Origin of the sequence: Wolbachia endosymbiont of Ctenocephalides felis wCfeT (genome assembly GCF_012277295.1) — a bacterium.
GTDB lineage: Bacteria > Pseudomonadota > Alphaproteobacteria > Rickettsiales > Anaplasmataceae > Wolbachia.
The window spans coordinates 166,137-181,883 of record NZ_CP051156.1; the positions used below are offsets into that span (position 1 = coordinate 166,137).

Sequence of the window (15,747 nt, forward strand, 5' to 3'; positions counted from 1 at the left end):
TATTGACTTATTATAATATTATATTAATAAATGTAAGCTACGGCAATGATATATTAGAAAAAGCCGCATATTTTATCTGTCTGTATTGCTTATTTTTTAGTAATATTAACAACAGTCCACATAATAGTAAAGTGTTTAAAAGTATCTTCACGTTTAGTTTTTTTACAGGCATTTCAAGAATTTTAGGGCTAATAAGGGATATGTTGATAGCTACGACAATTGGCGCAACTTCCCTTGCAGATGTATTTTTTTCCTCATTTCGTTTTGCCAATCTGTTTCGTGCATTTTTTGCTGAAGGGGCATTTACCACCTCCTTTATACCATTATATTCAGCAGAGTCGCATGATGAAAAAAGAGCATTTGATTTTGCAAGTAGTGTAATATCGTTTACATTTATTTTCCTCGTGATTTTCTGTTTTATTACACAATTTCTTTTTCCTTACGTAGTCAAAATCTTTGCTCCTGGCTTTGATCAGAGTAAGATCGTTCTGACAATTGTACTATCAAGGATTATGCTGCCTTATGTAATCTTAGTGTCAATTGCATCACTTATTGGGGGAATGCTTCAAGTAAAGGAGCATTTTGCTTCAACAGCTATTGCACCAATTGCTCTAAATTTATGTATAATCACCAGTCTATTTCTGCCTTACATAGAAACTCCAGCACACAATCTTTCTATAGGTGTTGTTATTGGAGGAGCTTTGCAGTTGTTGGTAATGCTCTTTGGTGCATATAAGCTCAAGGCAGCTTTTTCTTTTAGCCTGAAGCTAACTAATGAGGCAAAATTGTTTTTTAAACGTGTAATACCTGCAATTCTCAACAATTGTGTAACACAAATAAGCGTATGGATTGACACAATCATGGCAAGTTTCATACCAAGTGCAGTGTCTTATATATATTACGCCGATAGACTTAATCAACTACCACAGGGAGTTGTTGGTGTAGCAATTGGTACAGTGCTTCTTCCTTTAATTTCAAAGCAAGCAGACGATACTGAAAGCATAACGAAAATACAGAACAGAGCTCTTAATATAGGATTGATGCTAATTCTGCCAATAACTGCTGCATTTCTTATCATTCCAGATCTTATTTTGCGTACACTTTTTGCATATGGTGCATTTGATCAGCATGCAATACAGCAAACCACCCCTGCGTTGATGGCGTTTTCTCTTTCTTTACCTGCGTTTATCGTCAATAAAGTATTGCTACCTACGTTTTTCGCTAAAGGAAATTTAAAAATACCAACTATATTTTCGCTAATCTGTCTTGGAATTAATATTGTATTGAACCTATTGTTAATGAACAGATACCAACATACTGGAATTGCCATTGCAACCTCTATTTCAACCTGGATAAATTCTGCTTTATTGATTAATTATTTAACAACAAATAAAATGTACAGAGTAAGTAAAGCACTATTGCTTTACATCGTAAAAATCCTTATAGCTACGATAGTAATGTCTATAGTCCTTTATTTTCGACCAGAAGCACTGCTCTTTGACAAGGCAGTAATACGTTTAACAACTTTAATAGTTTTGAGTGTTATTATTTATTTTGGTACTCTTTATTTAATCTTTAGAGGGAATTTGGATAGCCTGAAACATGTGTAAACTATGAGACTTTCTATATATGCAACACTATCAATCTCTTTAGTATTAATTCTTCTGCAGATTATTGTATCTTTTAAGGATTGGAATAATTATAAGGAAAGAATCATACAGGAACTTGAAAAAACTTATGATGCTAAAGTACATATTGGAGGAAATATTGAAGTTTCATTGATTACTCCAAAGCTCACTGTACACAACGTTTACATACAATATAGCGAAGATAAAGAACAAAAGTTATCAGACTTGATAAGCGCTGACAGAATTGAAATCAGGCCTTCACTTCTATCGCTATTCTCATTTTCATTAAAGGCAAAATCGATCACCTTACTTGGCATGAAAAGCAATAAAGCAAATTTGCTTAATATTATGCGTGCAAAGGCTAACAGCGATATAGTTGACATAATAGTAAAAGACAGCCAACTGCAATATGATTCTGCGAATGTAGTTAATATAAAAGAGATTGTTATAAGGAGAAATAAGCACTTTTTTGGCGAAATTAACAGCTATGATTTTGATGGAAAAGTCTATATCTCAAAAAGCACTGTGCGTGTTGAATCTGATTTTATAAACCTGCTCTTTACAGGCTATGGAGATCAAGAAGGACTACAGGGCAATCTGACAATTGCAATTGAAAATGATTCAAATGTCATTAGTGATATGGCAAAAATCTTCAATCTCAACTTCCTTTCATATATTACTCCAAGCGGGAATATTAGAATATCATCTAACGTAAGTATAAATGAAAATGAATTTACCTTAGCTGATTTAATGATCAGTTCTGATAGCATGCAGGCAAGTGGTGAAATACAGAATGATCGAAAAAATAATAATACTAATGTAAATATTAACTTTAGCAGAGTTGACTTAGGCTCTATGCAAAATAGTTCACAAAGTGGTGCGGATATAAAAGAACTTCTTGAGTGCTTTAGAGAAGCTATACCAAAAGATCTAAGTTTAAACTTTGATATAAAGGCTTCCGACATTCAATATCAGTATAAAACGCTGGATGATTTTCATGCTAAGCTAAAATTCACTGATGGTGAAGTGAAAGTTGATACTCGTCTCAAATTTCTTGGAGTCAATAATGTATCTTACTTGTCAGGAAATGTATCAAATAACAACTCATTATCCGAGTTTAATGGTCACTTATCAGTAGAAGGGAATGATTTTGGATCGTTTATCTCGTGCTTCTTTCCCTCTATCAATATAAAAGAGAATAAAAAAAGTCAATTCACACTACACTCTAAAATACACCTCGCACCAAGAATCTTCACTATTTCAGGGATTAGATTAATAAATGGTACAGAGTTTTTGGAGGGAGCACTGAAGATAAATCACACAAAAAAACGTAATATAATTGATGGTGAATTTAATATAAACAATCTCAATATAGATAAATACGAGTATTCACTATTGAGCAGCTTATCTAAAGTGGAGTGGCTTAAAAATTTTATATATGATGTAAACATAAAAACTAATATTGATAACTTTACGTTAAATGATACTAAAATAGAAAATTTAGGCTTTTTATTCACAGTAGAAAAAGGAAAGCTAGCTACAGATAAAGTCAAATTATCAGGAAAAGATTTTGATATTACCGGTAATGCACAAGTATTAGTCGATCAAAAATATGCAAAACCTCTACTGGATGTGAATCTTGCAGGCAACAAATTCAATGGAAAAATCTTTAGATTGCCAAATTTAGTAAACGTAAAAAAAGACTCAAGAAATGAAATAAATCAAATGCAGTGGTCAGTAGAACAATTTAACTTATTGGATGATAAAGAAGATTTCGACGCAAATGTGCAAATAAGTGCAGAAAAATTTACCACTGAGCAGGATGTTTTAAAGGATTTCAATTTGGATGCAGTGATGAGAAATAACACTATTACTTTCAGACAGATAAATTATACGCTAGATCAAGGACAAGTATTTTTTCAGGGTTATCTAAAACCAGATTCAATTTATACAAAATTTTCTATTTTAAATTTAGATGCTAAAAGAATTAGTAAAGTTTTAAATATCAAAGATATAAATGGGCAGGTGAGTTTAAATGGTGAGATTAAAGCCCAAGGAAAGAGCTTTCGAGATTGGGCTAATAGTTCATCAGGAGAGATTAATTTGCAAGCACAAGGAGTGGTATTCACTAACGTGAACTTTAACTCATTTATCACTAATTTATTAAGCAGCAAAAATAAATCTGAAATTTCCACACTTGCTAATACTGACATATATAATGGCAGCACGCTTTTTAACAGTGCTAGCGGAAAAGCAAACATTAGCAATGGTATAGTCTCTACTAGTTTGCAATTTGGAATTGATCAAGCTTCAGGATCAGCCTCTTCTAACTTTACTCTATCTGACTTTTCTTTAATTTCTGTGTTTAGGTTCTTTTTTATCCCTATGGGCCATAGCAATCCGCTCTACATTGATATGCATCTAGATGGCCCTATTTGGCACCCTAAGATGAGTTTTGATATAGATCAGATATTTATCACTCTGATTGGTAAGAGGAACAGCTAATTTCTACCAAAAGGTATTTTCTCGTTAAATAAACATACCGTACTTGATCCGTTCCTTAAAGTAAACACTGAACCTACTCTTTCAATAATAAGATAATCATCTACTGTACGGAAATTTATTAAAGATTCATATCCTTTAGAATCAACCATAAAAACTGCTGGAAAATCAGAATTAATTCTATCAAACTGCAGATAGGTAAATTTTCCATCATCAAAAACCTTAATTGGCACTATTGACTGACTACCATGAACATGTGAAACAGAGTAGTTAAAATTTAATCCTTTTTTTATAACTTCAATGTCACTTATATCTGGAACTATGGTATGGCTCATCTGTTCAAGGATGTCACCATTATTAGTTGTATAAACCTCATCACTATTAAACAGTGGATAGAGAAATCTCACTTCATATGCTAACCTTGGATCATCCAATCCATTTGCTTCCTCAGCGTGAAATTCAAAATAATAAACTCTTTTATTAGTGATTATGGTTGCATTAGTATCGGCAATATCATCTATAGGCTTGATAAATAACCTATTGCCCTGAGGCGTAAGTTGCCAACCAGTTGAATCACCCATTGAAAGATTTTGTATCACTTCTCCGGGCTCGAACAATATGCTAGATTGATAACCATAAAAGCCTGTATACTTATGCACAGCCTGCGGATTGTAATTTATCACTTTTATATGATCATTTGCAGCTATTGAACGTGGCTCTTGTTTTGCAAGCACATCACCACCATAAAAAAATAATAGTACAGCAAGTAGCAGACCAGTCATAATATTCAATATATACTAACTTCTAATGTTTTATCATCGATAAGAATGAACTGCAACTGTTAAGGCATTTTCATTTCTATATCCCACAATTTAAAGCATTTCTCTCTCCTTATTAATTTATGTTGAGTAACGTTGAAAAATTGCTTGAAAGAAAATAATTTATCTATATTCTAGTTTGATAATATTCTCATTTAGCAATAATGGAGGCTTATATGCTAAAAAGCGCTGAAACTGTATCTTTAATTGGAACTTCTCCTGATCTAAGCTTAACATCTACAACTTCAAGCGTTACAGGTGAAATACCAAAACGCGAACCTGTGACTATTAATAGTGAAGAAGAGTGGCGTAAATTCTTCACGGAACAAAGCAATCCTAATACTAACACTACTAATAAAAAAGAAACAAAACGTGAAGTTAGTAAGGATGATAATGGAGCAAATATATTTACTGCCCGTGGTGAGCATAAATATAACGGCAATGATATTGTAGGCAAAGTTGCTGAGGAAGTTAAAACAGAGATATCTCAAAGTATAGGTGAAAATACTGTAAAATCTATAAGACTCAAAGAAGCAAAACTCCCCGGGAGAAATAACGTCGTTACACCATCAGTAAGAATCATGCTGGATGACAATAAAAAAGCATTCAATATGGCAACATGCTGAGTGGCGGTGCATGCAAAAAATACGATGTAAGGTCAGTCACATTTATGTTGTCTGATAAAGTAAGGGGGATACGTTGTGGAATTGATAAAGATGGAACAAAAATTTATGAAGTAGCTAATGGCTCATACCAAATGGCTCTCACATGGTATGTTGGTGGACAAGAATGTAAAATTAAAATTAATATTCATGATAATGGTTCTGTAGAGCGTATTGAGGGTCATGATATTACCGATGAGCAGTTAAAAGCAAACACTGTAAAAGTAGGAAAGCAATATGAAGCAAAGAATTTTTATGAAGCTTTAAAATCACAAGTGAAACAAGAAAAACCGCAACAAAGCTCTGAAATAGTAACACCATTAACAAATGTGACAAACGTTGATACACCCAGCAGCACCAGGCTCCTGCTCATACGGTGTCTTGATTTTAAAGAGCTTTTCTGGTGTCATTCAAGCACCCAATACTGTAATGACACCACTTTAACACAATGTAATATAGTAGTGTTGATCTTTTAAAGTATAGTTTAGCTCAAATACTTATAATGATTTACCATCTTTTAATTTATTTAGTATAATAGGCTTAAGTTTATAAGAGAATAAAGTTGAAAAAATTGGCAAAGCCAAACAAAAATTGGATCGTAAGAACAGGAAGATCTTTATCTTCACTGTTCTTTCTATTGCTCATTGCACTCTCAATACGCAGTTTCTTATTTGAACCATTTCATATACCATCTGGTTCGATGAAAAGTACTCTACTTGAAGGTGATTACATTTTTGCCAACAAATATTCATACGGTTACAGCAAGCACTCCTTGCCATTTTCTCCAAATATTTTCATTGGTAGAATTTTTTATACTCCACCAAAAAGCGGTGACATAATAGTTTTCAAGCCCACAGGGAAAGACATTCGATTTGTAAAGCGAGTAATAGGTGTGCCAGGTGATAAGGTGCAGATGATAGATGGAGAATTATACCTAAACGATAAAAAGATAGAACGAAAGCTGATTAAGAACTTCTTTGATCATGACTCAAATCGCAAGATACCTCAGTACATGGAAACGCTTTCAAACGATAAAAAACATGAAATTTTAATAGATAATACTCCTAATAAATTTTCATATGACACTCCAGTTTATCACGTACCTGAAGACCATTTTTTCGTTATGGGAGATAACAGAAACAACTCCTTAGATAGCAGATTTCCTGAAATTGGTTTTATACCAATGGAAAACATTATTGGGCGTGTGGGTATGGTTGGGTTATCATTCAAACTTGAAAAGGTTGATTGGCTACCATTTAACTTTAGACTGCCCATTGCTTTAAGACTAGACAGAATACTGCACAAAGTTGTGTAAAGAAAAGAAAAAAGCTGCTATAACTTCAGAAAAATATCACAGATGAAATGAAGGTCTTATTAGCATTCCTAATGCAAATCGTGTTCAGTTTGTCATTGTTTGCAGCCGATCCTATTTTACTAAACTGCATCGAAACTCCAGAGATACAAGATCTTGATGCAAGGCCAAAAACTTTTAATCCATCAAATAATTTAAGAAGAAAATCCGGCTCTCCAGAAAGTGCTGCAGGAGAACTAATACACATAGTAGGCAGAATTACTGATGTAAATTGTTTACCCATACAACACGCAGTAGTTTCCATATGGCATGCAAATTCACGTGGTTTCAATCATCATGATGAAAATATTGGTAAAAATAAGTTTGATCCCAACTTTACTGGATCCGGGAGATTTGTAGTGAATAATCTTGGCTATTACAATTTTATAACAATAGCACCTGGCAGAAGTCATGATAGAGCGCCACATATTAATTTTTTAGTACAGCACCCAGATTTTCCAGAATTTACGACACAAATGTTTTTTTCTGATCATAATTGCAAAAATTGCACTGACCCTGCTCTTACAAATCTTATTGAAAGTGGATTTGCAAGCCTACTCATAGTGCCCTTTACTTATAATGATCAAGCTATAAAAACTTATACGTTTAATATTACCTTAGGTGGATATAATAAATTTTCTGGTAAGAAATAAGACTTGCATTTTTCTGGCCAATTTGGTAAACATTACCCTAAATAAAATACGGAGCTATAAATAATGAAGGTAATAATTTCTAAAATTTCATCAGATTTTAAAACAATTGTCACAGGCCTCTTTGAAGACGACAAATCTATAAGTGATTATGGAATTTTGCAAGGAAAGCAAGTTATAGACAACATAAAGCAATTCAGTAATTTCAATGGAAGCTTCGGTGAGTTTTTCTCTATCACTTCGCCAGAAGGAAAAAATATTATCGTCGTTGGACTGGGCAAAAAAGACGAGTGGAATGAAAATAAGGAATTAAATATTGGTGGTAAAATATATTGTGAGCTTAGCAGACTCAAAATCAAGAAAGCAGCAATTTTAATAGAGGGCAACTCAGCAAATATTGCATATGGCGCATTTTTACGTAGCTTTAAGTTTGATAAATATAAAACCAAAAAAGATGAAAAAATTGTAGAAGTAGAGGAAATCGCAGTACTGGCAAAGGATGAACAGTTGAGTGATGCAGAAAAATTATTTGAATGTTTAAGACAGGAAGGAGAGGGTATATTTTTTGCACGCTCCTTAATAACAGAACCACCTAATGTTTTGTACCCAGAATCTTATGCTGATCGCATTAAAGATGAACTAGCCAAGTTAGGATTGGAAATTGAAGTGCTAGATAAAAAGCAGATGGAAAAGGAAAACATGGGAGCACTGCTTGGAGTTGCCCAAGGTAGTAGTAAAGAGCCAAAACTAGTGATCATAAAGTGGGATGGCACAGAGAAAAAAGAGAAGCCGATTGCTTTTGTTGGTAAGGGTATAACGTTTGATACTGGCGGAATATCGCTCAAGCCTTCTCGCGGTATGGAGTCGATGAAGTATGATATGGCAGGTTCTGCTGCTGTAGTTGGTGTAATGCATGCTCTTGCAGGAAGAAAAGCAAAAGTGAACGCTATAGGTGTGGTTGCACTTGCAGAAAATGCAGTAGATGGAAATGCGCAAAGGCCAAGTGATGTAGTCACTTCAATGTCCGGACAGACAATAGAGGTATTAAACACTGATGCAGAAGGCAGATTAATACTCGCAGATGCTTTATGGTATACGCAAGATAGATTTTCGCCAAAATTCATAATAGACCTTGCCACTTTAACTGGTGCCATCGTTGTTGCACTTGGTAATAATGAATATGCTGGTCTTTTTTCAAACAATGATGAATTGGCAAACAATTTAATTGACGCAGGAATTGAAGTAAATGAAAAATTATGGCGTTTTCCTATGAATGAGGCTTATGATAAAATTATAGATTCGCCAATTGCTGATGTGCAAAATATTGCTCCTGCAGGCTCAGGTGGCGATAGCATAACGGCTGCACAATTTTTGCAGCGTTTTGTAAACAATGTTTGTTGGGCACATTTGGACATTGCTGGTTCCGCATGGCATGAAAAAGGCACTGACATTTCTCCAAAAGGAGCAGTAGGCTTTGGTATCAGACTGCTAAATAAGTTAGTTGAAAAATATTATGAGGTGAATAGCTAAAGCTTTCATTACAGATAAATGTATAGATCTTTTACTGTACTTCCGTTATAATAAGTGTCTTGCCAAAATTGAGTATTAATGAACGAATTAAGAAAGTTAAGTATTACACAAATGCATGATGGACTCAAAAAAAAGAGTTTTTCTGCAGTTGAATTAGTGAAAGCACATATTGATGCAGTTGAAAGTGAAAAATTAAATGCATTTATAACAAAAACTCCAGAGGTAGCAATAAAAGCTGCAAAAGTTGCAGATGAGTGTTTTTCAAAACAAACAGATAGAATCTCGCCACTCATGGGCATACCAGTTGGTGTTAAAGATTTATTTTGCACAAAAGGAATAAAGACAACTGCGTGTTCAAGAATGCTGGAAAATTTTGTTCCAACTTATGAATCCACAGTTTATGATTTGCTCCTAAAGAGTGGAGCAGCAATGCTCGGCAAGCTTAATATGGACGAGTTTGCTATGGGCTCTGCAAATACAAATAGTTATTTTGGCCCTGTTGAAAATGTTTGGACGCGTAAAAGCGATGGAGAAAAAGTTGTCCCTGGCGGTTCATCCGGCGGTTCTGCAGCATCAGTTGCTGGATTTTTGTGTGCAGGAGCACTTGGAAGTGACACTGGTGGATCTGTGCGTCAACCGGCAGCTTATTGTGGAGTGGTAGGAGTCAAACCAACTTATGGCAGGTGTTCACGCTATGGCATGATTGCATTTGCAAGTTCTCTTGATCAAGCGGGAGTTATTACACGTTCTGTTTCTGATTCAGCGCTAATTCTGGAAGCAATTTGTGGTTATGACAAAAAAGACTCAACATCCAGTGAAAGACCTGTACCTAAATTTTCTAATCTGATAAATGGTGATATTAAAGGCAAGCGTATTGGTATACCAAAAGAATACAGGATGGATGGCACTTCAGATGAAATCGTTCATCATTGGGAAAAAGTTACTTCCTATTTAAAAGAAAATGGAGCAGAAATTGTAGATATTACTCTGCCACACACTAAATATGCCATACCTGTTTATTACCTAATTTGCTCTGCTGAAACTTCGTCTAATCTTGCTCGTTATGATGGTGTACGTTATGGATTTAGAGTTGATGCTGATACTCTTGAGGAAATGTATTCACTGACAAGAGCAGAAGGTTTTGGAAGAGAAGTAAAGAGAAGAATTTTAATTGGCGCATATGCACTTTCTTCAGGCCATTACAATGAATACTATGAAAAAGCGCAATGTATTAGAGCGCTAATCAGGAATGATTTCGTAAAAGCATTCGAAAAAATAGATTATATACTTGTACCATCTGCTCCAACGGAAGCTTTTGGCTTGAACGAAAAACCAGATCCACTGATGATGTGCATTAATGATGTATTTACCGTACCAGCAAGTCTAGCAGGACTGCCTGCAATGTCCGTTCCTGTTGGACTTTCAAACGAAGGACTACCTCTTGCACTACAAGTTATTGGTAACTACTACGATGAGGCTGGAATATTAAATGTAGCAAGTGTGATAGAGCAGAACTGCGGTAGGGTAGTTGAGTCGCGATAGATTATAAGCTTGTATTTTCCTCAACTTATATTTATAATTAAGCTAAATTTACTAATAAACTATCAAATAATGCTAAGACTTTTATTTGTATCCATTCAGCCGGGCGGTAAAATAAAGAGTAGACAAGGAATGCTAAAAAGGTAAACTAGAGTGGCTATGAGGTAATATGGTTGATCTTTTAGAATTTTGCGAAAGTTTAAGCAGACTATAGAAAAGTTAGAAACAAAAATAGAAGAGCTTAAAGCAGAAAATAAAGCGCTAAGGATCGAAAACGCTGAGTTAAAAGAAAGGCTTGGCTTAAGTTCAAAAAATTCATCTATACCAAGCTCCAAAGAATTATATAAGATGAGGGAAAATAAGCCAAAAAGTGACAGGAAAGTAGGAGCACAGGTTGGACATAAAGGCAGTTACCGCCCTAAAATGGAGGCAGATGAGATGGTAAAAATAGAACTGCCCAATACGTGTGAGTGCAGAGGAGAAATTGCGGTATCAAAAGATCCGTATACTCATCAAAAGGTCGATTTGCCGGAAATCAAGCCGTATGTAGTTGAATATCAACTAGAGCATGGACGTTGCAAAAGATGTGGAAAAAGAAAAAGTAGCAAGCTACAAGAAGGAGTAACTGCGGACACATTTGGTCCAAGAGTTAAGTCAGTAATTGCAGCATTAAGTGGATTTTACAAGAATTCGAAAAAAGAAGTGGCAAATATTATAAAGGACATTTTCAACCTGGATATCAGCGTCGGTAGTGTATCAAATAGCGAGGCTAGAGTGGCAGAAAAATGCCAAGAAGCATATGAGCAAATTGAGGAAGAGGTAAGCAAGAGCAAAATTTTACATATCGATGAAACTAGCCATTACAACAAAGGTAAACAGGGCTGGTGCTGGATGTTTGCGAGCAAAATAGGAAGTGTGATCAAATTGACAGAGTCAAGAGGGATGAAAGTCCTGGAAAATAGTAAATTTGGAAAGAATAACAACCTAGTAGTGACCGACAGATATGCAGCTTACAACTACTTTTCCAGCAAGAAAAGGCAGGTCTGTTGGGCACATTTAGCAAGAGATTTTGAAAGGTTGTCTCATAGTTGGAATAGCGAAGTGAAAGTTTTGGGGTATTATTTAAGGAATGTTGCTACTGAATTATTTGCATTGAAAAAAGCTCTGTTAAAGGATGAAATAGACACATTAAGGTTCATAAGAAGAGCAAGAAAATTACGCAAGCGAACGAGATATTACTTAAAGAATATATCAAATTTACCCGAGGCAATTGGAGCGTCTCGAGTAGCAAAAAATATCATGAAATCGGATCTGATGATGTGGAAATTTTTGGACGATCCAGAAAATATTCCACTGACAAACAACTATGCTGAGCGACAGATTCGGCATTACGTTGTTTACCGAAAAGTTTCATATTTTACACAATCGAAACGGGGAAATATGTTTCTTGAGAGGATAATTTCATTGTACTTGACTTGGAGGCAAAAGAAGTTAAATCCTTTTCAAAACCTACTGGCTATTGCTTCTTAAGCCATACACCTGAATGGATACTCTAGCGCAGCAAAAATGGAAGAAGAAGGTCTGGATGCACCACTTGCTACAACATATTCTACCCCCATATCAATTTCTGATACAGTCCTGTCATAATAACGATAAGCAAGGTATTCAGCTGTTTTATTTCTTTTATTTTTAATGTCAACATCAGCACCATTACGGTATAGCAGCTTTATTACATCTGTACATCTGGATGCAATAGCCAAATGCATAGGAGTGTTACCCTCTTTATCTTGACCATTAATTTCTGCACCATATTTTATGAGAAGATCCACCATTGATACACTATCTCTTACAGCAGCAAAGTGTAATGGTTTATAGCCTTTTATGTTGAATCTCTTGCCATCAATATATGCATTTGGGTTAATGCCGTGTTTCAGTAGAATTTCTGCTTTTTCCGTACTATCGTAATATATAGCCAAACCCAAAAGGCTATAGCTATCATGCCCAAACGTACCACTAATATTAGCACCCTTGCTAGCCAGCAGTTCCACCATTTCTTTAGAGCCATCCCTAATTGCATAATATATAGGCGGTTTATAACGATAACCCTGTAAGTTAATGTTAGCACCATTCTCAATTAAAACTCTTGCTATCTCTACGTTTTCACCTTTGACTGCGTATACTAAAGGTGATCCCAGATCTCCATCTTTAACATCAATAACCCTGGAAAGAACACCTTGACTTTTTGCCTTTTCAATGCAGTCTTTAACCTCCTGAAGATCATTCCTTAGTACTGCGTCGCGTAGCTCCCACCATTTTATAGTTTCTCTAGTTTCTACCATAAAAGCCTCCATTATAGTAATCACCCGATTATACCATAATACATTAATACATACTAGTAAATTTTATGCAAAACATATGCGATTTACAGACTTTTAATACTTTGAAGATGAAAAGCAAGAAAATCCTGTGCTTAAGCTGATTGGGATTTTCCTCACTTTTCCATTCTTTGCTAATTCATAGTTACGGTATTATTTCTAGCTACTTTAGATATTGTTGTACTACTTAATGAGCTTTTAGGGCCAAACTTATCAATTGCTGCCTTGAATGTCCTCTCTATAGCATCAAGTTTTCTTTCTTGGATTTCTTTTTTAGTTAGAGGCAAGTTGTCTACTTGCCTTGAGTATTTTACTCCTGTAAAATATCCCACTACTAAGCTAGCAAATTGAACCATTCCGTTAAAGTTATCCTGTAGAGCACTGAACGTGCTTTCGCTTAAAGTAGTAAACTGCCGATTGAAAGGCAAAGCAGGAGTGTTTCGAAATAAGCTATTGAGTGCAGAAAAAGTTGAAGTTTTAACTGTACTTAAGATAGAAGAAGATCTAAATGAACAATTTGGTACAGCTTTTGTCTGTACAGAATGATCTGAACTAACATCTGCCCCTTCTGCAGCAATTTCCTTTACGGTTTTGCCATGATAGTAATCATGAGCAAGGTCTGCAGCTGTTTCCCCTTTGTTATTTTTAATATTATCAACATCGGCACCATTCTGGTATAGCAGTTTTATTATATCTGTATATTCGTATGTAACAGCATCATGTAGAGGAGTGTCACCCCATTCATTTTGAGCATTAACTTCTGCACCATATTTTATAAGAAGGTCCACCATCTGTGGATTCTTTTTTGCAACAGCAAAGTGTAATAATGTATCGTCTTTTCTGTTGTTATAAAAAATAATTTTTGAATTTGCAATAATCTTTGCATTTTGACTAGTACGGTGCTTAAGCAACACTTTTGCTTTTTCCGTATTACCGTCATTTACAGCCCACCCCAAAAGACTATAGTTATTATAACCATTTGTAAACTTACCAGTAATCTTTAGCACCATTGCTAACTAGCAGCTCTAACATTTCTTTAGAACCATTTCTAACTGCATAATATATAGGTGGATGGCGAAGATAATCCTTGAATATTAATGTCAGCACCATTTTCAATTAAAAATCTCGCTATTTCCAAATTTTCATTTTTAACAGCCCTTTCTAGAGGTGATTTATCATTTCTATCTTTAAAATTAATAATTCTAATAACCCCCTTACTTTTTGCTTTTATAATGCATTCTTTAACCTCTTGAAGGTTATTTTCTTTTATTGCGTTATATAGCTTATTGCTTAATTGCATAGTTTCTCTAGTCTCTACCATAACAACACCTCTATTATAGTTATTACATAATTCGATTTTACCATAACATGCCAACATATGCTAGTAAATTTTATGGAAAGTCGATGCGGTTTATAGAATTTTAATACTTGGAAGATGAAAAGCTTAAGCAAGCCAGCGGTATAGACAAATTTTTGAAAACTTTTACTAGAGATTCCGTTAAATGTTCTACCATTTCATCGGTATGATAAGGTGTAGGGGTAATGCGAAAACGCTCAGTTCCTCTTGGAACGGTTGGATAATTTATATGTTGAACATAAATTTCATATTCATCAAACAATAATTTTGACGCTTCTTTTGATAACTCTGGATCACCAATTATTATTGGAATTATGTGAGTTTCTGTTGCAATAAAATTAATTCCTGCGTTTTGTAGTGAGTTTTTTACCTTTTTTACCACTTGCTTTTGTTTCTCTCTTTCAGCATTGCTAGACTTTAAATGCTCAATGCTTGCTTTTGCTGCTGCTGCCAGGACGGGTGACATAGCGGTAGTAAAGATAAATCCCGGAGCTGAGCTTCTAATTACGTCCACCAAATTCTTTGAAGATGCTATATATCCACCCATCACCCCAAAAGCCTTTGACAACGTTCCTTGAATAATTGTTACTCTGTTCATTAAATTTTCTCTTTCTGCAATACCACCACCACGTGGGCCATACATACCAACTGCATGTACTTCATCCAAATAGGTAATTGCATTGTACTGATCTGCAAGATCGCATATTTCTTTAAGTGGTGCTACATCACCATCCATTGAATACACAGACTCAAGAGCTATTATTTTTGGTGTTTTTCTATCTACGGAGTTTAGTAGCTGCTCCAAGTGACTAACATCATTATGTTTAAATATATACTTTGGTCTTCTTCCTGCTTTGATACCTTCTATCATTGAGGAATGGTTTTTTTCATCAGAAAAAATGACTACATCAGGAATAACAGATGACAAAGTGCTAAGTGTAGTCTGATTAGCCAAATACCCACAAGGAAAGGTTAAAGCAGATTCTTTTTGATGAAGGTCTGCTAAAGATTTTTCGAGTTCAACGATTTCTTTTGTTGTGCCAGATATATTCCTTGTACCTCCTGCACCAACAGGCGCATTTTGAATAGCAGCAGTAACATTTTCATTCTGTGACATTCCCAGATAATTATTACTGCACCAAACGATGACTTCTCTATTTCTTTCATAGTCCATAATATAGGGAAGTCTGCCAGGTAATGAAGCAAAGTGCGTAAACTCACGATAACGCCCTTCGTTTTTTATATCTTTAATTTTATTTAAGAATATTTCTTCGTAACTTACCAAGGCTTTATCTGTCAATAATTGACATAATTATAACAAATTATTAAATGGTA

At 34.9% G+C, this 15,747-nt stretch carries 13 protein-coding genes and 1 pseudogene; 9 read left to right on the plus strand and 5 right to left on the minus strand.

What is annotated here, in order from left to right; translation table 11 throughout:
- Positions 1–2: 2 nt before the first annotated feature.
- The gene (murJ, locus tag HF197_RS00895) at positions 3–1,610 is read left to right on the plus strand and encodes a murein biosynthesis integral membrane protein MurJ (protein ID WP_246168506.1); all 1,608 of its coding nucleotides are present in this window, start codon (positions 3–5) and stop codon (positions 1,608–1,610) included.
- Positions 1,611–1,613: 3 nt separating this feature from the next.
- Positions 1,614–4,133, plus strand: a complete 2,520-nt coding sequence (locus HF197_RS00900; protein WP_168463910.1) for an AsmA-like C-terminal region-containing protein — start codon at positions 1,614–1,616, stop codon at positions 4,131–4,133.
- Here HF197_RS00900 and virB9 read toward each other — a convergent pair.
- Positions 4,130–4,912, minus strand: coding sequence for a P-type conjugative transfer protein VirB9 (gene virB9, locus HF197_RS00905; protein ID WP_168463911.1), 783 nt, complete (start codon positions 4,910–4,912; stop codon positions 4,130–4,132). The two genes, HF197_RS00900 and virB9, sit on opposite strands and share 4 nt — an antisense overlap.
- A 212-nt stretch (positions 4,913–5,124) precedes the next feature.
- Here virB9 and HF197_RS07325 point away from each other — a divergent pair, with 212 nt between their 5' ends.
- From HF197_RS07325 to tnpC, 7 genes and pseudogenes are all read left to right on the plus strand, one after another.
- Positions 5,125–5,574, plus strand: coding sequence for a hypothetical protein (locus HF197_RS07325; RefSeq protein WP_174855527.1), 450 nt, complete (start codon positions 5,125–5,127; stop codon positions 5,572–5,574).
- A 44-nt stretch (positions 5,575–5,618) separates the two neighbouring features.
- Positions 5,619–6,086 (plus strand): hypothetical protein, encoded by a 468-nt coding sequence (locus HF197_RS07330; protein WP_174855528.1) that lies wholly within the window; start codon positions 5,619–5,621, stop codon positions 6,084–6,086.
- Between the two features lie 86 nt (positions 6,087–6,172).
- The gene (lepB, locus tag HF197_RS00915; RefSeq protein WP_369800012.1) at positions 6,173–6,925 is read left to right on the plus strand and encodes a signal peptidase I; all 753 of its coding nucleotides are present in this window, start codon (positions 6,173–6,175) and stop codon (positions 6,923–6,925) included.
- Between the two features lie 47 nt (positions 6,926–6,972).
- Positions 6,973–7,614, plus strand: coding sequence for a protocatechuate 3,4-dioxygenase (locus tag HF197_RS00920; RefSeq protein ID WP_174855529.1), 642 nt, complete (start codon positions 6,973–6,975; stop codon positions 7,612–7,614).
- Between the two features lie 63 nt (positions 7,615–7,677).
- Entirely contained in the window at positions 7,678–9,141 is a 1,464-nt protein-coding gene (locus tag HF197_RS00925; RefSeq protein WP_168463913.1) for a leucyl aminopeptidase, read from the plus strand.
- A gap of 78 nt (positions 9,142–9,219) precedes the next feature.
- Positions 9,220–10,683 carry an Asp-tRNA(Asn)/Glu-tRNA(Gln) amidotransferase subunit GatA gene (gatA, locus tag HF197_RS00930; protein WP_168463914.1) on the plus strand — a complete coding sequence of 488 codons (1,464 nt, stop codon included), beginning with the start codon at positions 9,220–9,222 and terminating at the stop codon, positions 10,681–10,683.
- 166 nt (positions 10,684–10,849) lie between these two features.
- Positions 10,850–12,210: pseudogene (tnpC, locus tag HF197_RS00935) on the plus strand (IS66 family transposase).
- On the opposite strand, the gene HF197_RS00940 reads toward tnpC, so the two are convergent.
- From HF197_RS00940 to hemA, 4 genes are all read right to left on the minus strand, one after another.
- Positions 12,207–13,019, minus strand: coding sequence for an ankyrin repeat domain-containing protein (locus HF197_RS00940; RefSeq protein ID WP_168463915.1), 813 nt, complete (start codon positions 13,017–13,019; stop codon positions 12,207–12,209). The pseudogene tnpC and the gene HF197_RS00940 overlap by 4 nt on opposite strands.
- A 170-nt stretch (positions 13,020–13,189) precedes the next feature.
- Positions 13,190–14,065 carry an ankyrin repeat domain-containing protein gene (locus HF197_RS00945; RefSeq protein ID WP_168463916.1) on the minus strand — a complete coding sequence of 292 codons (876 nt, stop codon included), beginning with the start codon at positions 14,063–14,065 and terminating at the stop codon, positions 13,190–13,192.
- A 38-nt stretch (positions 14,066–14,103) separates the two neighbouring features.
- Positions 14,104–14,376, minus strand: a complete 273-nt coding sequence (locus tag HF197_RS00950; protein WP_168463917.1) for an ankyrin repeat domain-containing protein — start codon at positions 14,374–14,376, stop codon at positions 14,104–14,106.
- Between the two features lie 100 nt (positions 14,377–14,476).
- Positions 14,477–15,697 (minus strand): 5-aminolevulinate synthase, encoded by a 1,221-nt coding sequence (hemA, locus tag HF197_RS00955; protein WP_168464856.1) that lies wholly within the window; start codon positions 15,695–15,697, stop codon positions 14,477–14,479.
- Positions 15,698–15,747: the final 50 nt, after the last annotated feature.